Source organism: Streptomyces sp. NPDC052012, assembly GCF_040689265.1.
Lineage (GTDB): Bacteria > Actinomycetota > Actinomycetes > Streptomycetales > Streptomycetaceae > Streptomyces.
In genome coordinates, this window is record NZ_JBFAXA010000024.1 from 1 (window position 1) to 23,324 (window position 23,324).

Here is a 23,324-nt window from a genome sequence, read left to right on the forward strand (position 1 = left end):
GCGGCGGAGGCCGCCGCTTAGCTGGTCCCCACGCAGTTCCACCCTGAAATCACACGGAGGGGCGCGACTGCGGCGGCCTCCGCCGCGCCGCCGCGCCCCCGCCCCACTGCGTGCCCGGCACCCCCGGCACTACTGCGGATCAGGTCCCACAGCAACGGGCCGCTCCGGATCCGACGACCACTCCGACCACGACCCGACGTACAACTCCGCAGGAATCCCCGCCACCGCCAGCGCCAGCACCTCGTGCGCACCGGAGACACCCGACCCGCAGTACACGCCGACCCGCGTCCCCTCGGACACCCCCAGCTCCTTGAAGCGCGCCGCCAGTTCCTCCGCAGGCCGGAACCGGCCGTCCGCCCCCACATTCTCCGTGGTGGGCGCCGAGACCGCCCCCGGAATGTGCCCGCCGACCCGGTCGATCGGCTCCACCTCACCGCGATACCGCTCCCCCGCCCGCGCATCCAGCAGCACCCCCGAACGCCCCAACGCACCCGCCCCGTCGGCGTCGAGCAACCCACTCGCCGCCGGAACCGGCTCGAAATCACCCTCGACCGGACGCGGCACCGACGTCTCCAACGCCCCCTCCCACGACGGCAACCCACCGTCGAGGACCCGCACATCCGGGTGACCCGTCCACCGCAGCAGCCACCACGCCCGAGCCGCACCCCACCCCAGACCCCCGTCGTACACGACCACGGCCCGCCCCCGCGACACGCCCGCCCGCCGCATCGCCGCACCGAACACCCCGAGATCGGGCAGCGGATGACGCCCGCGCTCACCCGGCGCCGAGGCCAACTCCCTGTCCAGATCGACGAACACGGCCCCCGGAAGGTGCCCGGCCAGATACGCGGCCCGGCCGTCGAACGGCGGCTCACCGGCCGCCTTGGCCACGCTGAGCTGCCAACGGACGTCGAGCAGGACCGGCGGATTCCCGCCCGCCAGTTCGCTCGCGAGTTCGGATGCGGAGATGATGGCGTTCATGGCCACCATCCTCGCGCACAGGGTGGCCGTCTCGTCCATGTCCGGCTACTCTGCTCGGCCGGGCAGGCACGATCACGAGGCGTACGGGATCGGCCACATGCTGTACAAGCGATCGACACCCTGCCGCAAGCGCGCCGAAAAGGGCGAGGAGCCGGACATCGGGCATCCTCCGGGGACAGGAGCCGGCACACGGGGCATACCCGAAAGGGCGCGGCGCCACGACCGGTGCCGGATCGGCACGGGGATGATCCGCACCGCTGACGCGACGCGACCCTCGCCAGGGTCGAGAAGAGCACGGCCACCACGAGGGCGGCCGAGAAGAGAGTGACGATGACCGACGCACGGGGGTCCGCCCGCCACAACGGCGAGTGGCCCGCTCGGCACGCGCCCGGCACACCCTGCTGGGTGAGCCTGATGGTGCACGGCCTGGACGCGACGCAGGAGTTCTACCAGGCGCTGTTCGGCTGGGAGTTCCGCCCGGGCCCCCAGCAGCTCGGCCCGTATGTGCGCGCCCTCCTGGACGGCCACGAGGTGGCCGGAATCGGCCTGCTGCCGCCGGACCGGCATCTGCCCATCGCATGGACGCCCTACTTCGCCTCCTCCCACGTGGATCAGACGGCCGAGACGGTCCGCTCGTGCGGCGGCACGATCGGCGTCGGCCCGCTGGACGCCTCCGCGGCCGGCCGGCTGGCGATCGGCTCGGACCCCTCGGGCGCCGTCTTCGGCATCTGGCAGGCGGCCGAGCACACCGGCACGGCCGTCACCGGGGTGCCCGGCACACCCGCGTGGAACGAGCTGACGACCTTCGAGTCGGCGAGCGTTGCGAAGTTCTACGAGACGGTGTTCGGCTACGACGAGGAGCCGGTGATCTCCGCCGACCTCGACTACGTCACCCTGCACCTGGACGGCCGCCCGGTGGCCGGCGTGTACGGCGCGGGCAGCGCCGTCCCCCGGGACCGGGGGCCGCACTGGACGACGTACTTCACGGTGGCCGATCTGGACGACGCGGTGGAGCACGTCGTCCATCTGGGCGGCCAGGTCCTCAAGCCGCCCCGCGACGGCAGCCACGGCCGCACGGCCGCCGTGGCGGACCCGGAGGGGGCGCGCTTCTCGCTGCTGCAGCAACCGAGCTGATACGCGCCCCGCCGTCAGGTGGCCGACACGGGCAGCACATCCGGTGACAGCGCCGCCGCGCGGGCCGTCGCCGCGGTCATGCGGCGGCGGTGATGGCGGCGGCACAGCACCTCGTAGCCGATCTCGTCCGCGGAGCCGGTGACGTCGCCGACGACCACCTGGGCGCCCTCGACGACCATCACGCCGCCCACCGTGCGGGCGTTGTGCGTGGCGCGGGCGCCGCACCAGCACAGGGCCTCGACCTGGAGCACCTCGACCCGGTCGGCCAGCTCCACCAGGCGCTGGGAACCGGGGAACAGCTTGGTGCGGAAATCGGTCGTGATGCCGAAGGCGTAGACGTCGAGCTCCAGGTCGTCCACCACACGCGCGAGTTGGTCGATCTGCTCCGGTGCCAGGAACTGCGCCTCGTCCGCGATCACGTAGTCCGCGCGCCCGCCCTGCGAGAGGTGGTCGACCAGGTAGGCGTACAGGTCCGTGCCGTCGGCGACCTCCACCGCGTCGGTGACGAGGCCGAGGCGGGAGGAGAGTTTGCCCTCGCCGGCGCGGTCGTTGCGGGTGAAGATCATGCCCACCAGGCCGCGTGCCGAGCGGTTGTGCTCGATCTGGAGCGCCAGCGTCGACTTCCCGCAGTCCATCGTTCCGGAGAAGAACACCAGCTCGGGCATGGTGGGCGGGGCACCTTTCGGTGAGGTCGGTCGGGACGGGTCCGGGCGGGCGGAGGGTGGACGGAAGGCGTACGGGCGGGCCTCAGGAGCGTACTTCGAGCAGCGGGACCAGCTGTTCGGCTGGGGTCATCGACCCGTGGTTGCCGACCATCTGCGACTCGTTCGGCTCCCGCTGGGAGGCGATGAGCAGGACGTCGTCCCGCGCGGCGGCGACCACGTCACCGATGCGGTCGTACACGCGCTCGTCGATCCGGGGCCCGAACCAGCCCGCGGCGATCGCCTCGTCTCTCGACGCCACCCAGAACTGCTCGCCGAGCACCTCGCGCCAGCAGGTGAGCACGTCGTTCGCGGCGCCGGGGACGGCGTAGACGTGCCGGGCGCGGCCCTCGCCGCCGAGCAGGGCGACGCCGGCCTTCAGTTCCCAGTCCTCGTCGAAGTCGATGCGGTGCTCCTCGTCGAACGGCACGTCGACCATGCCGTGGTCGGCGGTGACGTAGAGCGCGCTGCGCGGCGGGAGCTGTTCGGCCAGGCGCTGGACCAGGCGGTCGACGTACATCAGCTGGCCGCGCCAGGTGTCGGAGTCGACGCCGTAGCGGTGCCCGGAGCCGTCGACCTCGGCGTAGTACGTGTAGACAAGGGACCGGTCGCCGGCGGCCAGTTGCTCCGCGGCGAAGTCCACGCGCTCCTCCCCGGACAGCCGCCCGTGGAAGGTGCCGCCGCTGAGGGCGACCTTGGTCAGCGGGGTGCTCGCGAAGGCCGGGGAGGACACCTGGGCGGCGTACACGCCCGCGCGGTGGGCGAGCTCGAAGACGGTGGGGTACGGCTGCCAGGCGCCGGGCGGGGTCCAGGGCTGCCAGCGCAGCTGGTTCATCAGCTCGCCGGTGTCCGGGTTGCGCACGGTGTAGCCGGGCAGACCGTGGGCCCCCGGCGGGAGTCCGGTGCCGACGGAGGCCAGGGACGTGGCGGTGGTCGCCGGGTATCCGGCGGTGAGGGGGCGTCCGGTGCCGCCGCGCGAGGAGGCCAGCAGGGACGTCATGAAGGGGGCCTCGTCGGGGTGCGCCCGCAGTTGCTCCCAGCCGAGACCGTCGATCAGGAACACGCAGTTCCGGTCGGTGGGGGTCAGCTCCGGGATCGCCGTGGACATGCCGGGGACGCCCATGCCGGCGGCGAGCGTGGGCAGCAGGTCGGCGAGCGAGCCGCTGCCGTACTCGGGCAGGGGCGCGGAGTCCAGGGGGAGCGGCTCGGGGTGCGGGTCCCAGGCGGACGTGTGCGACGGCGGCGTGGGGCGGGTGGGCTGCGCCATCAGCGCGTCTGGTCCGCGGTCGCCTCGGAGAGGGCCTGCGCGAAGGCGAGCGCCTGGCGCACCGTCTCCGGGCCGTCGCCGGCCTCGCTGACTCTGAGGCTCAGGTCGTCCGCCGTGGAGTTGCCCGTGTAGCCGTGGTCCGCCTCGCAGTTCGGGTCGCCGCAGGCGGCCGGCTCCAGGTCGATGCGGGAGACGGCGCCCCAGCCGATGGTGAGCACGATCTCGCGCGGCAGCGTGCCCGGCGTGTACGACTCCGGGTTGGCGACCACGCGGCTGACCACGATCGACGAGATCCGGCCGAGCTTGACCGACTCGGTGGAGGTGGTGGCGTACGGCGTCGGGGAGGTGTTGTCCGCGGCCTGCTCGTCGGTGTGGCTGACGATGAAGCGGTTGCCGGTGAGGACGAGGACGGTCACATGCCGCCGCACCTCGTTCTGGTCGAACGTCGTCTCCTGGTGGACCAGGTACGACCGGATGGGCTCGCCGCCCACGGCGGCCTCCACCGCCTCGGCCACGAGGGCCGGGTAGTAGCCGCTGCGCTCGATCGCCGCCCGCAGCCCCTGGGTCGTCGTACTGGTCTTGGCCATGACGCCCATCCTACGGGGGACCACTGACTGCGAGGCACCGCTCGCCGCGGGTCAGTACGCGGGGAGGGTCCTCGGGCCGAGGTCGTCGCGGGCGGGCGGGGGCGCCAGGCGGACGGACGCGCCGAGCACGCTCAGGCCGTGCGGGGCGACGACGACCGGCTCCAGGGTGACCGCGACCACCTCCGGGTGGTCGTCGACCAGTCGCGACACCCGCAGCAGCAGTTCCTCCAGCGCGGGGGTGTCGACGGGGGCGGAGCCGCGCCAGCCGAACAGCAGGGGTGCCGTCCGGATCGACCGCACCAGTGAGGTCGCCTCCCGGTCGGTCACCGGGATCAGCCGGTGCGCCGTGTCGTCCAGCAGCTGGGAGACGGCCCCGGCCAGCCCGAACGAGAGGACGGCTCCGGCGGCGGGGTCGATGACCGCGCGTACGACCGTGTCGACACCGCGCGGTGCCATCCGCTGCACGACGGGGCGCAGCTCCTCGGGTGTCCCGAACAGTTCGGTCAACTCGGCGTACGCCCGGCGCAGTTGCTCTTCGTCGGCGAGGTCCAGGCGTACACCGCCGAGGTCCGCGCGGTGACGCAGGTGCGGGGCGGTGGCCTTCAGGGCGACGGGATAGCCGAGGGTGCGGGCGGCCTCGGCGGCGGTGCCGGGGGTCGGGGCGGGAAGCGCGCGGTGGACGTCGATGCCGTAGCTGCCGAGCAGCTCGCAGGTGTCCTCGGTGCCGAGCGTGAGGCCCTGGCCGCGCGCGAGCATCCCGTCGATGAGCGATGCGGCCCGCCGCTCGTCGATGTCGTCGTACTCGGGCACCTTGCCCGGCTCGGCTGCATCGCGCCGCCACTGCGCGTACGCGACGGCCTGCCCGAGCGCCCGCACGGCCCGCTCGGCGGCGGGGTAGGCGGGGATGAGGAGGGCGCCGCCCTGAGACGCCGGCCCAGCCGGAGTGTGGACTCCACCAGATGACGGGGACACGACGGCCCCGGGAGGGGCGCTGGGCGCGCCCGGCGCAGGCGGCGGGCCGGGTACGGACGGCGGGACCGCGGGCGGAGGCGGGGCGGTGGAGGCGCCCTGCACGCGCGGCGGGCCGGCAGGCGCGCCGGGTACGGACGGCGCGGCAGGGGGCGGAGGCGGGGCGGTGGAGGCGCCGGGCCCGGGTCCGGTCGGCTGGGGTGTGGCCCGGTGCCCGTGCGGGGGCGTGCCCGTCGCGGGGCCCGGCTGGTGGGGCGCACTCGGCGTCGGCTGCGCGGGTGTGCCCGACGGGCTCTGGCCGGCCGGGTCCGGGGCGGCGGCGTCCTGCTGGCGTTGTCTGGCCGTGCTGGCGGCTGCCGACAGGGCTTCCGCGAGGCCGCCGAGTTCCACGTGGACCACCAGGACCGGCTTGGACGGGGTCGCGGTGGCGGCCGAGCGGAGGGCCTCGGCCAGGGCCGCGTCGCCGACGGAGGCCTCCCCGACCGAGGGGATCGCGGTGACGACCACCGCGTCACTCGTGTCGTCGGCCAGCGCGCGGGAGAGGGCCGCGTGGAAGTCCGCCGCCGTGGCCTCCGTGGTGAGGTCCAGCGGGGGGTGCGGGCGCAGCCCTTCGGCGAGGCAGGCGTCGTAGGTGAGCAGGCCCAGTGACTCGGAGTTGCCCAGGATCGCCACGCGGGGGCCGGCCGGGAGGGGCTGGCGGGCGAGCAGCAGGCCCGTGTCGACGAGTTCCGTGATGGTGTCGACCCGGATCACCCCGGCCTGCCGCAGCAGCGCGGACACCGTGGCGTGCGGCAGCCGCGTCGCGCGTACGGCGTGCCCCCGGGGCCCGGCGCCGTGGCGTGCGCCCTGGACCACGACCAGCGGCTTCGCCGCCGCCGTCCGGCGGGCGAGGCGGGTGAACTTGCGGGGGTTGCCGATGGACTCCAGGTACATCAGGGCGACATCGGTGTCGGGGTCCTCGTACCAGTACTGCAGGACGTCGTTGCCGGAGACGTCCGCACGGTTGCCGGAGGAGACGAAGGTCGAGACGCCGGTCACACCGGTGACCCCGCCGCCGCGCCGGTGCAGACGGGACAGGAGGGCGATGCCGATGGCGCCGGACTGGGCGAACAGCCCGATCCGGCCGGGGCGGGGCATCTCCGGGGCGAGCGAGGCGTTGAGCCGCACCTCCGCGGAGGTGTTGATGACGCCGAAGGCGTTCGGCCCGATGATCCGCATGCCGTGGCTGCGGGCCTGCCGTACGAGGGCGCGCTGCCGCTCGCGGCCTTCGGGACCGGACTCGGCGTACCCGGCGGAGACCACGACCAGGCCCTGTACGCCGTGCTCACCGCACTCGGTGACGACCTCGGGGACGTGCTCGGCGGGCACGGCGACGACCGCGAGGTCCACATGCCCGTCGATCTCCCGCACGGAGCGATACGCGGGGACCCCGTCCAGCTCCTTGTGGTCCTCGGGCAGCGCCCGGTTCACGGCGTACAGGCGGCCGGTGTAGCCGGCGTCCCGGATGTTGCCGAGGATGCCGCGCCCCACACCGCCGGGGGTGCGGCCGGCGCCGATGACGGCGACCGAGCCGGGTGCGAGCAGCCGCTGCACGGAGCGGGCCTCGGCGCGCTGTTCACGCGCGTACTGCACGGCCAGGGAGCGGTCGGTGGGTTCGAGGTCGAACTCCAGGCGGACGACGCCGTCCTCGAAGCTGCGCTTCTGGGTGTACCCGGCGTCCGTGAACACCTTGATCATCTTGGTGTTCGCGGGCAGCACCTCGGCGGCGAACCGGCGGATGCCGCGCTCCCGCGCGACGGCCGCGATGTGTTCGAGCAGGGCGGAGGCCACACCGCGCCCCTGGTGGGCGTCCTGCACGAGGAAGGCGACCTCGGCCTCGTCGGCCGGTGCGGACGCGGGTGTTCCGTCGGCGCCGATGCGGTCGTAGCGTACGGTGGCGATGAACTCGCCGCCGATCGTGGCCGCGAGTCCCACCCGGTCCACAAAGTCGTGGTGCGTGAAGCGGTGGACGTCCTTGGCGGACAGGCGCGGGTACGGCGCGAAGAAGCGGAAGTACTTGGACTCGTCCGACACCTGCTCGTAGAAGCTGACCAGGCGCTCGGCGTCATCAACGGTGATGGGGCGGATGCGCGCGGTGCCGCCGTCGCGCAGCACCACGTCGGCTTCCCAGTGGGCGGGGTACTCGTGCCGGTCCGACGAGGTCTGCATGGGCCCCAGAGTACGGCTCGCGTCCGACAACGGCGCGAGGCAGTCTGTGGAGGACGGGACACCGGACCGAGGCCGCGGTCCGGAGACCACCACCGGGAGGCGGGTGCCGCTCCCGGCATGCTTCACGATATGGGAAACTGGTCTAGACAACCCTGAACACCGAAGGGCAGCAACACATGGCTGAGCGCCGCGTCAACGTCGGCTGGGCCGAGGGTCTCCACGCCCGTCCCGCCTCCATCTTCGTCCGAGCCGCCACGGCCGCAGGCGTCCCGGTGACGATCGCCAAGGCCGGGGGCAACCCCGTCAACGCGGCCTCCATGCTGGCCGTTCTGGGTCTGGGTGCCCAGGGCGGCGAGGAGATCGTCCTCGCCTCCGACGCCGAGGGCGCGGACGCCGCTCTGGACCGTCTCGCGAAGCTGGTCTCCGAGGGCCTCGAGGAACTCCCCGAGACCGTCTGAAACCGCCTGCACATAACTGAGTGAGGGGCTCGCCCGAATTACCGGGCGGGCCCTTCGCTTTTCCCGCGTCCTGGCAGCAGAAATAATCCCCCGAGAATTACCCCGCTCTTTGTATACGGCCTTTGTGTTAATGCCGCAGGCTCGGCGTGTTTACGGCAGGTTGCGAGTTCCTCACACGCTCCGCGCGGACCGCGCCGGAGGTGAATCGCAGGCGGTGCGCCGCGGTCGCGCGCTCGGTGTGCTGGGCCGTGACCGCGCGGGCGCGCTCGCCGTCACCGCGCGCCACGGCGTCCACGATCGCGCCGTGCTCCGCCCAGTACTCCATCGGGTCGGAGGGCACGTCCAGCGCGTACATCCAGGCGATCTTGTGCCGGAGCTGGGTCAGCATCGAGGTCAGGGCCGGACTGCCGGCGGCCTGGGCGAGCGTCTCGTGGAACCAGCCGCCGAGAGAGCGCAGGTCGTCGCTGTTGCCGCGGCGTGCGCGCTCCTGTCCGAGGCGGACCAGCCCGCGCAGCACCTTCAGATGGGCGTCCGTGCGGCGCTGGGCGGCGCGGGCGGCGCCCAGCGGCTCCAGGAGCAGGCGCATCTCCAGCAGATCGGCGGCCTCCTGCTCGGTGGGCTCCGCCACGCACGCGCCCGCGTGCCGCCGCGTCACCACGAAGCCCTCGGCCTCCAGGGTGCGCAGCGCCTCGCGGACGGGGACGCGGGAGACGCCGTAGCGCCGGGCGAGGAGTTCCTCGGTGAGCCGGCTGCCGCGCTCGTAGACACCGGCGACGATGTCGTCCCGGATCGCCGTGCACACCGAGTGCGCGGGAATACGCATGACCGACCTCCGGCTTAATCCCCGTGAAACGTCGACGATGGACGTGTTGTTCCGTGACTCTATTGCAATCCGGAGGAATTTCCGACGGCGGGCCGGAATCCATACTTGTTTTTTGGACAACCGGCCCCTTCGGACGCCGAAAGCCCCGGCTCGGGGAGCCGGGGCCACGGGGGGGAGGTCGGCGCGTCCTCAGAGGATCACGCCGTTGCGCGCCTCAGAGGTTCACGCCGTGCGCGCGGAGGTAGGCGACGGGGTCGATGTCGGAGCCGTACTCGGCGCTCGTCCGGGCCTCGAAGTGCAGATGCGCGCCGGTGACGTTGCCGGTGGCGCCGGAGTGGCCGATCTGCTGGCCCGGGGTGACCTGCTGGCCGACCGAGACGCCGATGGAGGACAGGTGGCCGTACTGGGTGTAGGTGCCGTCGTTCATCTTGATGACGACCTGGTTGCCGTACGCCCCGCCCCAGCCGGCCTCCACGACGGTGCCCGTGCCGACCGACTGGACGGGCGTGCCGCTCGCGGCGTGGAAGTCGACACCGGTGTGGCTGCCGGACGACCAGACGGCGCCGCCGGCCTTGTAGCCGGTCGAGACGTAGGAGCCGGGTATCGGGGAGACGAAGGTGTTCAGGCGCTTGCGCTCGGCCTCACGCGCGGCGCGCTCCTTCTCGGCGCGGGCCTTCGCGGCCTCCTCGGCCGCCTTCTCGCGGGCCGCCTCCTCGGCGGCCTTCCGCGCGGCCGCCTCCGCGGCCTCACGCGCGGCCTCGTGCTGGGCGGCCGCCTGGGCGTCGATCCGGTCGGCGACCGCGTCGCCCATGGTGATGACGGGGGTGAGGCCGGTCTGTGCGGCGGCGGGCTCGGCGGCGAGCGCGGGGGCGGCGAGAGAGCCGACGACGCCGGTGGTGGTGAGGGCCGCTACGCCCGCCGCACGCGCGGTGCCGCGCTGGATCCGGCTGGGACGACGGTGCTTCCCCGTGGCGCGGGTGAACGCCATGTACAGGCTGGTCCTTTCCTTCCCTCTCGCCTACCGGGTTAGCTGACGGGTTCGGAGCAGGAAGGTCTCCTACGGACCCCCTCGCGGTGCGCGCGGGCGCCCGATTCACCCCAGGGACTGCGTATGGGTCCCCGGCTCCCCTGGCTCGCGCCGTACGGGGACTCGGCGATGACTGTCCGGTGCCGCGGGTGCGGCGCACTGCCTGACGAACAGCCCGGACGACGCTAAACGGGGCGTCTTTCAATTCCCAAACGGATACCGGTTTTTGTAGCGCATCCCACAGGGCAGACAGGCAACCTCCGCCCCAATTCGGACATAAGCAGGCCCTGGTGACTTTCGCGTCACCAGGGCCTCACACGCGGGTGTGCCGAGCCGGGTCCGGTCCCGTCGTCTACTCGGCCGCCACGACGGTGACTTCACCGATGCCGAGGGCCTCCACCGGGGCCTTGATCTGCGCCGCGTCACCGACGAGGACGGTCACCAGGCGGTCCACCGGGAAGGCGTTGACGACCGCCGCGGTGGCCTCCACCGTGCCGGTCGCGGCCAACTGCCGGTACAGCTCGGCCTGGTAGTCGTCGGGCAGGTGCTGTTCGACCTGGTCGGCCAGGGTGCTCGCGACGGCCGCCGCGGTCTCGTACTTGAGCGGCGCCACGCCGACCAGATTCTGCACGGCGACGTCCCGCTCGGCGTCGGTGAGCCCCTCCGCGGCGAGCGTGCGCAGCACCGTCCACAGGTCCTGCAGGGCGGGTCCGGTGTTCGGGGTGTCCACGGAGCCGCTGATGGCGAGCATGGCCGCACCCGTGCCGTCCGGTGCGGACCTGAGCACCTGCGTGAACGCCCGTACGCCGTAGGTGTAGCCCTTCTCCTCGCGCAGCACGCGGTCCAGGCGGGAGGTGAGGGTGCCGCCGAGGCAGTACGTGCCGAGCACCTGCGCGGGCCACACGCGGTCGTGCCGGTCCGGGCCGATCCGGCCGATCAGCAGCTGCGTCTGGACGGCGCCCGGACGGTCCACGATCACGACGCGGCCGGTGTCGTCCGCGATCACCGGCGGGACGGGCCGCGGCTCGGCCGTCGAGCCGGTCCAGGTGCCGAGCGTGTCGCCGAGCAGCGCGTCCAGGTCGATGCCGGTGAGGTCGCCGACGACCACCGCGGTCGCGGTGGCCGGGCGGACGTACCGGTCGTAGAAGGCGCGTACGGCCGTGGCGTCGATGCCGGCGACCGTCTCCTCGGTGCCCTGGCGGGGGCGCGACATGCGGGAGTTCGCCGGGAACAGCTCCTTGGAGAGCTCCTTGGCCGCGCGCCGGGAGGGGTTGGCCAGCTCGTGCGGGATCTCGTCGAGGCGGTTGCGGACGAGGCGTTCGACCTCGCTGTCGGCGAACGCGGGTGCCCTGAGGGCGTCGGCGATCAGCCCGAGGCCCTTGGCGAGCCGCGAGGCCGGGACCTCCAGGCTCAGGCGGACGCCGGGGTGGTCGGCGTGTGCGTCCAGGGTGGCGCCGCAACGCTCCAGTTCGGCGGCGAACTCCTCGGCGGAGTGCTTGTCGGTGCCCTCGGAGAAGGCGCGCGCCATGATCGTGGCGACGCCGTCGAGACCGGTCGGCTCCGCCTCAAGGGGGGCGTCGAGCAGCACCTCCACGGCGACGACCTGCTGACCGGGGCGGTGACAGCGCAGCACGGTCAGACCGTTGCCGAGCGTGCCGCGGTCGGGGGCCGGGAAGGCCCAGGGCCTGGCCTCGCCCGCCTGCGGCTGGGGGTGGAAGTCCATCGTGGCGAGCTCGGTCACTTCGCCGCCTCCTCGTTCTCGTCGGTGCCGGCGAATGCGGCGGCTTCCTCCGCGGCGCTGTCCTCCGCGGCGACGGGCTCGTACACGAGCACCGCCCGGTTGTCGGGCCGCAGGCGGGCCTTGGCGACCTCCTGGACCTCCTCGGCCGTCACGTCCAGGACGCGCTGGACGGCGGTCAGCGCGAGCTGCGGGTCGCCGAACAGGACGGCGTACCGGCACAGTTCGTCGGCGCGGCCCGCGACCGTGCCGAGCCGGTCCAGCCACTCGCGCTCCAACTGGGCCTGGGCGCGCTCCATCTCCTCGGGGGTGGGCCCCTGCTCGGCGAACCGGGCCAGCTCCTCGTCGATGGCGGCCTCGATCACCGGCACCTCCACGTCGCCGGACGCCTTCACGTCCAGCCAGCCCAGCGAGGGCGCCCCGGCCAGCCGCAGCAGGCCGAACCCTGCCGCCACGGCCGTGCGGTCCCGGCGTACGAGCCGGTTGTACAGGCGCGAGGACTCGCCGCCGCCGAGGACGGTGAGCGCCAGGTCGGCCGCGTCGCACGCGCGGGTGCCGTCCTCGGGCAGCCGGTAGGCGGCCATCAGCGCACGCGCCGGGACCTCCTCCTCGACGACCTCGCGCAGCTGCCCTCCGATGACGTCGGGCAGGGCGCCGTCGCGGGGCTCGGGCTTGCCGTCGTGCGCCGGGATGGAGCCGAAGTACTTCTCGATCCAGGCGAGCGTCTGCTCGGGGTCGATGTCACCGACGACGGACAGCACCGCGTTGTTCGGCGCGTAGTACGTGCGGAAGAACTGGCGGGCGTCCTCGAGGGTGGCCGCGTCCAGGTCGGCCATCGAGCCGATGGGCGTGTGGTGGTACGGGTGGCCCTCCGGATAGGCGAGGGCGGTCAGCTTCTCGAAGGCCGTGCCGTAGGGGACGTTGTCGTAGCGCTGGCGGCGCTCGTTCTTGACGACGTCCCGCTGGTTCTCCATGGACTCCTCGTCCAGGGCGGCCAGCAGGGAACCCATGCGGTCGGCCTCGAGCCAGAGGGCGAGCTCCAGCTGGTGGGCGGGCATGGTCTCGAAGTAATTGGTGCGCTCGAAGCTGGTGGTTCCGTTGAGGGAGCCGCCGGCCCCCTGGATCAGCTCGAAGTGCCCGTTGCCCTTCACCTGGGCGGAACCCTGGAACATCAGGTGCTCGAAAAGGTGAGCCAGGCCGGTACGCCCCTTGACTTCGTGGCGTGAACCGACGTCGTACCAGAGGCACACCGCCGCCACCGGGGTCAGGTGGTCCTCGGAGAGCACCACGCGCAGACCGTTGGCCAGGCGGTGCTCGGTCGCTGTCAGGCCGCCGGAGCCTGCCTGGGCTGTGGCCGTGTGACCCATGGGCATGTACGTCCCTTCGATCGCGGAGGCGGTGCGTGCCGGACCGCCGTTTGTGCCGGTCCTGCCACTGTATGCAAGCGTGCGCAGCCCCGGCGAAGTTCCCGGAGGGGGACGGCTACGCCCAGAGCGAGCAGCCGTCGGTGAACGTGGTGCCGGTGTGACGCGCGGGGGTGACGGGGCCGGTGAGCGAGCCCCGGTCCGACGCGCGTGCGGCACGTGCGCGTACCCTGCTCGCGCCGCCGTCCCCGCCCGGGGCCGAACGGCCGGAGCCAGGTCCTGGGTCCCGGTTGTCAGTGCGGCGGTCCACAATGGTCCGCGTCAGATCCGTCAAACGCTCGAGTGACCAGAAAAAGAGGAGCCGGCAGCGATGGCCCGCCGCAGCACGAAGACCCCGCCGCCCGACGACCCGTACGAGGAGAAGATCCTCGACATCGACGTCGTCGACGAGATGCAGGGCTCCTTCCTCGAGTACGCGTACTCGGTCATCTACTCACGCGCCCTGCCGGACGCACGCGACGGCCTCAAGCCGGTGCACCGCCGCATCGTCTACCAGATGAACGAGATGGGGCTGCGCCCCGAGCGCGGCTATGTGAAGTGCGCCCGTGTCGTCGGCGAGGTCATGGGAAAGCTGCACCCCCACGGTGACGCGTCGATCTACGACGCCCTGGTGCGCATGGCCCAGCCGTTCTCCATGCGGGTCCCGCTGGTCGACGGCCACGGCAACTTCGGCTCGCTGGGCAACGACGACCCGCCGGCCGCCATGCGGTACACCGAGTGCCGGATGGCCGAGGCCACCGGCCTGATGACGGAGTCGATCGACGAGGACACCGTCGACTTCGCGCCGAACTACGACGGCCAGGAGCGCGAGCCGGTGGCGCTGCCCGCCGCCTTCCCGAACCTCCTGGTGAACGGCGCGTCGGGCATCGCGGTCGGCATGGCCACCAACATGCCGCCGCACAACCTGCGCGAGGTGATCGCGGCGGCCCGCCATCTGATCAGGCACCCGAACGCCGACCTCGACGCCCTGATGAAGCACGTCCCGGGCCCCGACCTGCCGACGGGCGGCCGGATCGTCGGCCTGTCCGGCATCCGCGACGCGTACGAGACGGGCCGGGGCTCCTTCAAGATCCGCGCGACGGTCACCGTGGAGAACGTGACGGCGCGCCGCAAGGGCCTGGTCGTCACGGAGCTGCCGTTCACGGTCGGCCCGGAGAAGGTGATCGCCAAGATCAAGGATCTGGTCGGCGCCAAGAAGCTCCAGGGCATCGCGGACGTCAAGGACCTCACCGACCGCCAGCACGGGCTGCGGCTGGTCATCGAGATCAAGAACGGCTTCGTGCCGGAGGCGGTCCTGGAGCAGCTCTACAAGCTGACGCCGATGGAGGAGTCCTTCGGCATCAACAACGTCGCCCTGGTGGACGGTCAGCCGCTCACCCTGGGGCTCAAGGAGCTGCTGGAGGTCTATCTCGACCACCGCTTCGACGTGGTGCGGCGCCGTTCGGAGTTCCGCCGCGGCAAGAAGCGCGACCGGCTGCACCTGGTCGAGGGCCTGCTCACGGCTCTGGTGGACATCGACGAGGTCATCCGCCTCATCCGCTCCAGCGAGAACTCCGCGCAGGCCAAGGAGCGCCTGATCGAGCGCTTCTCGCTGAGCGACGTCCAGACCCAGTACATCCTGGACACGCCGCTGCGCCGTCTGACCAAGTACGACCGCATCGAGCTGGAGGCGGAGAAGGAGCGGCTGAACGCGGAGATCGAGGAGCTGACCCGGATCCTGGAGTCGGACGCGGAGCTGCGCAAGCTGGTCTCGGCCGAACTGGCGGCGGTGGCGAAGAAGTTCGGCGACGACCGGCGCACGCTGCTGCTGGAGTCGGCCGCCACACCGTCCGCCGCGGTGCCGCTGCAGGTGGCGGACGATCCGTGCCGGGTGCTGCTGTCCTCGACGGGTCTGCTGGCCCGCACGGCGAACGACGAGCCGTTCGCGGCGGACGCCGGTGCCAAGCGGGTCAAGCACGACGTGATCGTCTCGGCGGTGCCGGCCACGGCGCGCGGCGAGGTGGGTGTGGTCACCTCGGCGGGCCGCCTGCTGCGGCTGAACGTGGTCGACCTCCCGCAGCTCCCGGAGTCGATGCCGACGCCGAACCTCTCGGGCGGGGCGCCGCTGGCCGAGTTCGTCTCCCTGGAGGACGACGAGCAGGTGGTGTGCCTGACGACGCTCGACGAGTCCTCGCCGGGTCTGGCGCTCGGCACGGAGCAGGGCGTCGTCAAGCGTGTGGTGCCGGACTACCCCTCCAACAAGGAGGAGCTGGAGGTCATCACCCTCAAGGAGGGCGACCGGATCGTCGGCGCGGTCGAGCTGCGCACGGGCGAGGAGGACCTGGTCTTCATCACGGACGACGCGCAGCTGCTGCGCTTCCAGGCCTCGCAGGTGCGTCCCCAGGGCCGCCCGGCGGGCGGTGTGGCGGGCATCAAGCTCGCCGAGGGGGCCCGGGTCATCAGCTTCACGGCCGTCGACCCGGCGGTGGACGCGGTGGTGTTCACGGTGGCGGGCTCGCGCGGCACGCTGGACGACTCGGTGCAGACGACGGCCAAGCTGACCCCGTTCGACCAGTTCCCGCGCAAGGGTCGCGCGACCGGCGGTGTGCGCTGCCAGCGGTTCCTGAAGGGCGAGGACTGCCTGTCGCTGGCCTGGGCGGGCGCCGCACCGGCGCTGGCCGCGCAGAAGAACGGCACGCCGGTGGCACTGCCGGAACCGGACCCGCGCAGGGACGGTTCGGGCGTGTCCCTGCAGAAGACGGTGTCGGTGGTGGCGGGGCCGGTCTAGTAGGGCGCGTCGGCCGGATCGACCGGGTCGGCCGCGTCGGCCGGGTCCAACGGCTCCTGGATGTCTTCCGGCTCCTGCACATAGCGCAGCACGCCCCACATGCCGTGTTCGTCGGCGTGTGGGGCGTCGCTCGTGGACGCCTGAAGCTCCTTGCGCAGCGCGGCGGCGTCGATGCCGGCCCCGATGAGCACGAGCTGGGTGAGCCGCTCCGCGCCGGCCGGCCACGGCTCCGGGTAGAACCGCAGGAAGCGCCCGACGGCATGGACCGCGTAGCGGTTACGGGTGTCGTACGGCCCGAAGTCGACGTACCCCTTGATCCGGTACAGCCCGTCGGGCCGGCTGTCGAGGAAGCCCATCAACCGCCGTGGATCCAGCGGCTTCTCGGAGACGAACGACAGGCTGTCGTACCCGGTGTGCAGATGCCCGGCGTGCTCGTCCTCGCCGTCCTCGTGCCGGTGCAGGTCGTCGAAGGACAACTGCCCGACTCGCTCGGTGGCGGGCCGGCAGTCGAAGAGGAACTCGGGATCGACCCGGCCGTAGGTGGCGGGCACCACGGCGGCGCGGTCGACGAGCGAGTGGACGAGTCCGAGCACGCGGTCCGCGTCCGCCGCCCGGTCGAGCTTGTTCACCACGACGAGGTCGGCGAGGGCGAGGTGCCGGTCGATCCCGGGGTGCCTGGCGCGGGTCTCGTCGAACTCGGCGGCGTCCACGACCTCGACGAGCCCGCCGTAGACGATCCCGGGGTGCTCACTGGCGAGCACCATCCTCACCAGCTCCTGCGGTTCGGCCAGACCGCTGGCCTCGATGACGATCACGTCGATGCCGGCGGAGGGCCGGGCGAGCCGCTCGAGGTAGGTGTCCAGTTCGCTGCCGTCGACGGCACAGCACAGGCATCCGTTGCCGAGCGAGACGGTCGAGTCCCCGAGCGCTCCGGCCACCGCCATGGCGTCGATCTCGATCGCCCCGAAATCGTTGACGAGGGCTCCGATGCGGCTGCCGCCGCTGTGGTGGAGAAGATGGTTGAGCAGGGTGGTCTTCCCGGAGCCGAGAAATCCGGCCAGGACGACGACCGGAATCTGCCGACCGCTGCTCCGCTCCAAGACGCGACCCCTCTCCACGCACGCGCACACCGGCTCGCGTCCCGGCGTACGTTCCAGTCGGTGACTGACGCCCCAGGATACGAGCCGTAAGAACGACCGCGAAGTGAACGATTGTTAGCAGCATTTGCGGGGCAGACGTTGGGCAAGGCGCCGGTTTGTGCGACCCTCGCTTCCCTCCGTGCGCCTCCTCTCCGCCTTCCCGCCGATCAGAGCCGCTCGGCACCCTGGAAGGCGGCAAGCGCCGCCCACCGCTCGCCGGTCCGTCCCAACGAGCCAGCACCGACGACCGGCAACGACGGCTGCCTGATCGGGGGATTTGACATGGCCACAAAGAAGGGTGTGAAGCGCAGGTTGGGCGCGATCGCCACAGCAGGAACGATTCTGGCGACGGGAGCCTTCGCGACGATGGCCAGACAGCGGCGAACCGTCGACGCGCTCCGCCTGCGCCTGGAGGACCTGGAGCGGGCCACCCGGACGCTGCGCGCCACCAGCCTCATGCAGCAGCAGCGCCTGCACTGGGAACTGCTCAGCAAGGCCATGGACGACCCCGAACTCGCCGAAGTGCTGGACACCTACGACGAGCCCGTCGACCCTCGCAGGCAGCGCCAGTTCCTGTTCGCCAATGCTCTCTACACCAACGCGCTCTGCGCCTATCGAGTCGGCAATGTCAGCCGTGAGGAGTTCTTCGGGTTCGTCCGAGGCATCCTGCAGAATCCTGTCTTCAGGGAGTACTGGCACGCCACGCAGCCTCATCGGGCCACCCTCGTCGACACCTCGGAGGAGGCGGAACTCGGGCGTCTGGTAGACGACCTCCTGCGTCAGCTCGAGGAGACGGAGTTCGACCACTGGTGGGTCGTGGGCGAGCCGCCGGCCGACTAGCGCACACCCGAGCCGCACCCCTGCGATTTCCCCCATTGCTGGACTTTCCGAGTGGATCACACGGTCGGCCCATAACGAACCTGCAAACACACACGTTTCCCCTCATGCGAACAGGGTTGACTGCTGCCGCGATCGCGCCAAGGGTCACCCCGCTGAACCCTCGCTCCATGCCGCTCGGCCGTCGACGTAGCAGCCCCACAGGGCAGCATCGCGCCGCACAGCGCGCAGGCGCTCAGGCCTTGACATCAAGGGGAATTGAACAGTGAGTCTGATCATCCGTCGGCTTGGCACTCCTCCCACCAAGCGCGGGAGCCTGTCGGGGCAGAATTGCCCGGACATCTTCGAGCTGGCCGACGGGAACTACGCCGTCATCGGGACGGACGCCACCGCCGCACTGAAGGCCGAGCGCTCCACCCCGTCGGCCCGGACGGCGGACGACCGCATCGTGGTGGTCACGCGCGAAACACTGGTTCACGCCAAGGCCGACATTCCCCGCCCTGTCACCTCTCCTCCCTCCGCAACGGAAGGGACGGCGCAATCGAGCCTGAACCCGGCGTCGCACCCGGAGGTCTTCGAGTTGAGCGACGGGAATTTCGCCTTCATCGGCGCGGACGCCACCTCAGAGCTCGAAAGCCATCTCCCTGCCGACGCCTCCAGAGCCGACTACGAACGCATCGTGATCGTCGACCGCGCGACCCTGATCAGTGCAAGGGACACCATCCCAGAGGCCTGACCCGGCACCAGTGCAGGCAGGGCGGCACGGTCATCAGCGTTCGGGCCCGGCATCCTCGATGCCGGGCCGTCCCATGCGGGTTCTGTGACAGGGGAACGCCTGTTTCATGACCCATGGACCGGGAAGCATCGCCCTGCACATGACGAGGGGGGATCCGGTCCATGGCAGATCGAGGCATACGGCGTTCGGCCATCGCACTGGTCGGGTGGAGTGCTGCCGCAGCCGTCTGCATCGCGCTGGTCGGCTTGGCGTCCGTGGTGGCCAGCGGATGGCTCGTGAACGGAGTGGAGCGGGCCAACGGGGATCTGCCGTCCGCGACCGAGCGCAGCGCGTTGGGCGACTACTTCGGCGGCGTGAACGCCGTCTTCTCGGGTCTCGCGCTCCTCATGCTGGTCGTAGCGCTGTTCTTCCAGCAGCGTGAGCTGCGCTCCCAGCGGGAGGAACTGGCTCTCCAGCGCGAGGAACTGGCCGCCTCACGGGACGAACTGCGCAGGAGCGCGGAGGCAGATCTGCGCGGTCTCCACGTGCAGCTCACCGAGATGGCGATGGCCGACCCCTCGCTGGCGGAAGTCTGGAACGACCTGCCCAGGGCGCCGGCGGGCACCTTGCGTCAATACCTCTTCGCCAATCTCGCGTTCAGCCACTATGTCCTCATGCACAGTTGGGGCCACCTTTCCGAGACCGAGTTGGTGGTGTACGCCAACAATCTGCTGCGCAGCCCCGTCTTTCGGCAGTACTGGGAAGCCACCCGCCCCAGTAAGAGCGGTCTCCCTCCGGAGAGCTCGGAAGGCCGCGTCTATCGCGTCTTCGAGCAGGCGATGGCAGACCTCGACAGCCGCGACGGAAACCCTCCACCCGCTGCATAGCGGGCACGTGCGCATCTCAGGCCTGCGGCAGGGCGACATCGCCCGACCTGGCGGTCGCCGTGCTGACCAGCCTCCTTCCGGGAGCACGGCGAACCTCCGCCGCGCAGGCGCCCCAGCGAGCAGTACGCGGGGCCGAAGCCGCCTCCGGCCGGTGCCGGAACAGGACACGGGCGGGGCGGCACGTCACTCCGGAGAAAGTCAGGTTAGGCTCACCTCTGTGAGTACGTGCTCAACCGTCTCCCGCGAGCTCGACGAGCCCGTCGCGGGAACCGCGGCCACCGCGAGGACCTGGCTGCTGCTGGAGCAGCCCGGCCCTTGGGGTGCCAAGGCGCTCACGTCGAGCCACCTCGATCCGGCGCTCGGCCGTGCCCTGGAGGCGGCCACGCGGGACACCGGGGTGCGCATCGCGCTGATACGGCGTCCCGGGCGACACGCGGACTGCCACATGCCCGCCGTGCGCCAGGTGTACGCCGCCCACACCGCTCCGGGAAACGTGTGGCTGCATTCCGCCACGACCACGGACCCCGAGCGGCTCCTCGGCCTGGACTTCGCCGCGCTGGGCAGGGGCGAGCACACCGGTTTCGACTCGGTGCTCGGCGGCCGGCCCCACGAGGGTGATCCCCTCGCCCTGGTCTGCACCAACGGCAAGCGCGACCGCTGCTGTGCCCTCCTCGGGCGCCCGCTGGCGGCCGAGCTCGCCACATCGGGCGTGGAGGGCGTCTGGGAGGTGACGCACCTCGGCGGGCACCGCTTCTCGCCGACGGTGCTGGTTCTGCCGTACGGCTACGCGTACGGCAGGGCGCAGGCGCACGCCGTCAAGGAAGTCCTGCACGCGGCCCACGAGGGCAGGATCGTCGTGGACGGCTGCCGCGGGAGCTCCGCCTGGGAACGCCCAGGTCAGGCGGCAGAGCTGGCCGTGCGCGAAGCGGCGGGCGAGTACGCCGCGGAGGCGCTGACCGTCGTACGGACGGACGGCGCCGCACCCCGCTGGGAGGTGACCGTCACCCACGCCGACGGGCGCCGGTGGGTGGTCGAGGTGGCCCAGGGCGCGTCCCTGCCTCCCCGTCCGGAGAGCTGCGGATCGGTGCTGGGCTCGCCCGCACGCATGGACGTGGTCGCCCTGCACGAGCTGACGATGGCAGCCCTCGCAGGCTGAGCCCCCCGGCCCTCCGCGGGTGGTCGGCGGCAGGGTTCCCTCCGGCTCGGTCCCGCCGTGCCCGCGAGATCCCCGCCACACCCCTACGGCACCGCCCGCGCCCCCACGTACCGTCGTGGGTATGAGCTCCACTCCCCCCGTCCGCCGCCTGCGCCTGGGACTGCCGCGGCGGGTGTTCTCGCAGGTGCTGTTGATGCAGCTGGCGATCGCCGCGGGAGTCGCGGTGCTCGCGACCGGGCTGTTCCTCGCGCCGCTCGGCGATCAGCTGGACGACCAGGCGATGCGGCGCGCACTCGCGATCGCTCAGACCACGGCCGAGCAGTCCCGGATCGCCGAGGATCTCCGCAGGACGTCGCCGTCGCCGGACGGGCCCGTGCAGCGGGAGGCGGAGCGGATCCGTGAGACGACGGGAGCCGAGTACATCGTGGTGATGGACCGGCGGGGCGTGCGCTGGTCGCACACCGATCCGCGGCGGATCGGCGGGCATGTCTCGACCGACCCCGGCCAGGCGCTGGCCGGACAGGAGGTCATGGAGATCGACGACGGCACGCTGGGGCGCTCCGCGCGGGGCAAGGTGCCGCTGCGCGACGAGAACGGCGAGATCATCGGGGCCGTCTCGGTCGGCATCGCCTACGACAGTGTCCGGGCCCGGCTCATCCAGGCGATCCCCGGCCTCCTCGCCTACGCGGGCGGAGCACTGGCCGTCGGCGCCCTGGCGGCCTGGCTGATCTCCCGGCGGGTGCACCGGCAGACCCGGGACCTCGCCTTCTCGGACATCGCCGCGCTGCTCGCCGAACGCGAGGCCATGCTGCACGGCATCCGGGAGGGCGTCGTCGCCCTGGACCGCGCCGGACGCATCCGCCTGCTCAACGACGAGGCGCAGCGTCTGCTGGACCTCGACGACGAGGCCGTGGGCCGCTCCCCCGACGAGGCGCTCGGCGAGGGCCGTACCTCCGACGTCCTGGCCGGCCGCGTGACGGGCACCGACCTGCTGACCGTGCGGGGCCGGCGCGTCCTGGTCGCGAACCGCATGCCGACCGACGACGGCGGTGCCGTCGCCACCCTCCGCGACCGCACGGAGCTGGACCGGCTGGGCCGGGAGCTGGACTCCACGCGTGGTCTGATCGACGCGCTGCGCGCCCAGGACCACGAACACGCCAACCGCATGCACACCCTGCTGGGGCTGCTCGAACTCGAGATGTACGACGAAGCGGTGGAGTTCGTCGGCGAGGTCGTCGGTGATCACCGGGCGACCGCGGAGCAGTTCACCGAGAAGATCCGGGATCCGCTGCTCGCCGCGCTCCTCGTGGGCAAGGCGACCGTCGCCGCCGAGCGCGGGGTGGCCCTGAAGGTCTCGGACGGCACGCGGCTGCCGGACCGGCTGATCGACCCCAGGGGGCTCGTCACCGTGGTCGGCAACCTGGTGGACAACGCCCTGGACGCCGTCGCGGGCACCCCGCACGCACGCGTGGAGGTCGAATTGCGTGCCGAGGGCCGTACGGCGGTGCTCGTGGTGCGGGACACGGGGCCGGGAATCGCCCCCGAGCAACGTGAGTTGATCTTCACCGAGGGCTGGTCCACCAAGCAGCCGCCGGCGCACCGCCAGCGCGGTATCGGGCTCTCCCTGGTGCGCAGGCTCGCCGAGCGCCAGGGCGGCAGCGCGACGGTGGGCGAGGCGCCCGGCGGCGGCGCGGAGTTCACCGTCGTCCTGCCCGAGGCGCTGACCGACACGGACCCGCAGCCCGCCCTGACCGCAGCGGCCGGCCCGCAGGCCACCGAGGAGGAGTCGCGATGATCGAGGTCCTGGTCGTGGACGACGACGTCCGGGTGGCACAGGTCAACGCCGCCTACGTCGAGAAGGTGCCCGGCTTCCATGTCGCCGGTCTCGCGCACACCGCTGCCGAGGCGCTCGGCAGGCTGGAGACACGGCCCCGCCCGGATCTCGTGCTCATGGACCACTATCTGCCGGACGACACGGGGCTCGCGGTGGTGCAGGAGATGCGCCGGCGCGGCCACCAGACCGACGTGATCATGGTGACGGCGGCACGGGACGTGTCCACCGTGCAGGCCGCGATGCGCCAGGGCGCGCTGCAGTACCTGGTCAAGCCGTTCGCCTTCGCGGGGCTGCGCGCCAAGCTGGAGGCGTACGCGGAGCTGCGGCGCACCCTCGACGGCGGCGGCGAGGCGGAGCAGGCGGAGGTGGACCGCATCTTCGGCGCCCTGTCGGCCTCGGCGGAGCCGCAGCTGCCCAAGGGGCACTCGCCCACCACCGCCGAGCTGGTGCGGCAGTCCCTGATGAACGCAGAGGGCCCGCTGTCCGCCCAGGAGATCGCCGAGCGCACCGGCGTGAGCCGGCAGACCGCGCAGCGCTATCTGAAGCTCCTGGAGCGCACGGGACGGGCCACGCTGACTCTGAAGTACGGGGACGCGGGTCGCCCGGAACACCGTTACGTGTGGGCGACCCGCGCCTGAGAGCACGGCCCATAGGGGCGGGGGAAGGAACCGT

The 23,324-nt window shown here is 72.1% G+C and carries 19 protein-coding genes, 1 pseudogene and 1 riboswitch; of the genes and pseudogenes, 10 read left to right on the top strand and 10 right to left on the bottom strand.

Annotated features, from left to right (window positions below):
• Positions 1 to 129: 129 nt before the first annotated feature.
• Entirely contained in the window at positions 130 to 981 is an 852-nt protein-coding gene (locus AB0412_RS28970; protein WP_366405629.1) for a sulfurtransferase, read from the bottom strand.
• A 330-nt stretch (positions 982 to 1,311) separates the two neighbouring features.
• Between AB0412_RS28970 and AB0412_RS28975 the strand changes: the two genes are divergently transcribed.
• A complete protein-coding gene (locus AB0412_RS28975; protein ID WP_366405550.1) occupies positions 1,312 to 2,115 on the top strand; it encodes a VOC family protein in 804 nt (267 codons plus the stop codon).
• Between the two features lie 14 nt (positions 2,116 to 2,129).
• Here the strand turns inward: AB0412_RS28975 and AB0412_RS28980 are convergent, their stop codons facing one another.
• The 4 genes from AB0412_RS28980 to AB0412_RS28995 form a co-directional block, all read right to left on the bottom strand.
• On the bottom strand, positions 2,130 to 2,780 hold the full coding sequence (locus AB0412_RS28980; protein ID WP_260830548.1) for a thymidine kinase: 651 nt from the start codon (positions 2,778 to 2,780) through the stop codon (positions 2,130 to 2,132).
• 82 nt (positions 2,781 to 2,862) lie between these two features.
• Entirely contained in the window at positions 2,863 to 4,083 is a 1,221-nt protein-coding gene (locus AB0412_RS28985) for a nucleotide pyrophosphatase/phosphodiesterase family protein (RefSeq protein WP_366405551.1), read from the bottom strand.
• The gene (locus AB0412_RS28990; RefSeq protein WP_366405552.1) at positions 4,083 to 4,670 is read right to left on the bottom strand and encodes a DUF5998 family protein; all 588 of its coding nucleotides are present in this window, start codon (positions 4,668 to 4,670) and stop codon (positions 4,083 to 4,085) included. Before AB0412_RS28990 ends, AB0412_RS28985 begins: the two co-directional genes overlap by 1 nt.
• Positions 4,671 to 4,721: 51 nt before the next feature.
• Entirely contained in the window at positions 4,722 to 7,847 is a 3,126-nt protein-coding gene (locus tag AB0412_RS28995; protein WP_366405553.1) for a GNAT family N-acetyltransferase, read from the bottom strand.
• Positions 7,848 to 8,023: 176 nt separating this feature from the next.
• On the opposite strand from AB0412_RS28995, the gene AB0412_RS29000 reads away from it, so the two are divergent.
• Positions 8,024 to 8,305 carry an HPr family phosphocarrier protein gene (locus AB0412_RS29000; RefSeq protein WP_014675499.1) on the top strand — a complete coding sequence of 94 codons (282 nt, stop codon included), beginning with the start codon at positions 8,024 to 8,026 and terminating at the stop codon, positions 8,303 to 8,305.
• Positions 8,306 to 8,432: 127 nt separating this feature from the next.
• On the opposite strand, the gene AB0412_RS29005 is transcribed toward AB0412_RS29000, so the two are convergent.
• From AB0412_RS29005 to AB0412_RS29020, 4 genes are all read right to left on the bottom strand, one after another.
• Positions 8,433 to 9,128 carry a GntR family transcriptional regulator gene (locus tag AB0412_RS29005; protein WP_366405554.1) on the bottom strand — a complete coding sequence of 232 codons (696 nt, stop codon included), beginning with the start codon at positions 9,126 to 9,128 and terminating at the stop codon, positions 8,433 to 8,435.
• A gap of 214 nt (positions 9,129 to 9,342) precedes the next feature.
• A complete protein-coding gene (locus tag AB0412_RS29010) occupies positions 9,343 to 10,116 on the bottom strand; it encodes a M23 family metallopeptidase (protein ID WP_366405555.1) in 774 nt (257 codons plus the stop codon).
• A 12-nt stretch (positions 10,117 to 10,128) separates the two neighbouring features.
• A riboswitch (cyclic di-AMP (ydaO/yuaA leader) is annotated at positions 10,129 to 10,294 on the bottom strand.
• A gap of 213 nt (positions 10,295 to 10,507) precedes the next feature.
• Positions 10,508 to 11,896 carry a pitrilysin family protein gene (locus AB0412_RS29015; RefSeq protein ID WP_366405556.1) on the bottom strand — a complete coding sequence of 463 codons (1,389 nt, stop codon included), beginning with the start codon at positions 11,894 to 11,896 and terminating at the stop codon, positions 10,508 to 10,510.
• Positions 11,893 to 13,266: a pitrilysin family protein gene (locus tag AB0412_RS29020; protein WP_366405557.1), complete on the bottom strand. Its 1,374-nt coding sequence runs from the start codon at positions 13,264 to 13,266 to the stop codon at positions 11,893 to 11,895. Before AB0412_RS29020 ends, AB0412_RS29015 begins: the two co-directional genes overlap by 4 nt.
• A gap of 361 nt (positions 13,267 to 13,627) precedes the next feature.
• Between AB0412_RS29020 and AB0412_RS29025 the strand changes: the two genes are divergently transcribed.
• Positions 13,628 to 16,084, top strand: a complete 2,457-nt coding sequence (locus AB0412_RS29025) for a DNA topoisomerase IV subunit A (protein WP_366405558.1) — start codon at positions 13,628 to 13,630, stop codon at positions 16,082 to 16,084.
• Here the strand turns inward: AB0412_RS29025 and AB0412_RS29030 are convergent.
• The gene (locus AB0412_RS29030; RefSeq protein WP_366405559.1) at positions 16,081 to 17,184 is read right to left on the bottom strand and encodes a GTP-binding protein; all 1,104 of its coding nucleotides are present in this window, start codon (positions 17,182 to 17,184) and stop codon (positions 16,081 to 16,083) included. The two genes, AB0412_RS29025 and AB0412_RS29030, sit on opposite strands and share 4 nt — an antisense overlap.
• Before the next feature lie 321 nt (positions 17,185 to 17,505).
• Between AB0412_RS29030 and AB0412_RS29035 the strand changes: the two genes are divergently transcribed.
• The 7 genes and pseudogenes from AB0412_RS29035 (at position 17,506) to AB0412_RS29065 (ending at position 23,290) form a co-directional block, all read left to right on the top strand.
• Positions 17,506 to 18,063: a DUF6082 family protein gene (locus tag AB0412_RS29035; RefSeq protein WP_366405560.1), complete on the top strand. Its 558-nt coding sequence runs from the start codon at positions 17,506 to 17,508 to the stop codon at positions 18,061 to 18,063.
• 274 nt (positions 18,064 to 18,337) lie between these two features.
• A pseudogene (locus tag AB0412_RS29040) lies at positions 18,338 to 18,556 on the top strand (hypothetical protein); the annotation flags it as partial.
• A gap of 51 nt (positions 18,557 to 18,607) precedes the next feature.
• Complete coding sequence (locus AB0412_RS29045) at positions 18,608 to 18,796, top strand: hypothetical protein (protein ID WP_366405630.1); 189 nt, start codon at positions 18,608 to 18,610, stop codon at positions 18,794 to 18,796.
• 161 nt (positions 18,797 to 18,957) lie between these two features.
• The gene (locus AB0412_RS29050) at positions 18,958 to 19,662 is read left to right on the top strand and encodes a DUF6082 family protein (protein WP_366405561.1); all 705 of its coding nucleotides are present in this window, start codon (positions 18,958 to 18,960) and stop codon (positions 19,660 to 19,662) included.
• A gap of 217 nt (positions 19,663 to 19,879) precedes the next feature.
• Complete coding sequence (locus AB0412_RS29055) at positions 19,880 to 20,818, top strand: sucrase ferredoxin (RefSeq protein ID WP_366405562.1); 939 nt, start codon at positions 19,880 to 19,882, stop codon at positions 20,816 to 20,818.
• Between the two features lie 121 nt (positions 20,819 to 20,939).
• Complete coding sequence (locus AB0412_RS29060; RefSeq protein ID WP_366405563.1) at positions 20,940 to 22,613, top strand: sensor histidine kinase; 1,674 nt, start codon at positions 20,940 to 20,942, stop codon at positions 22,611 to 22,613.
• On the top strand, positions 22,610 to 23,290 hold the full coding sequence (locus tag AB0412_RS29065) for a response regulator (protein ID WP_366405564.1): 681 nt from the start codon (positions 22,610 to 22,612) through the stop codon (positions 23,288 to 23,290). Before AB0412_RS29060 ends, AB0412_RS29065 begins: the two co-directional genes overlap by 4 nt.
• Positions 23,291 to 23,324: the final 34 nt, after the last annotated feature.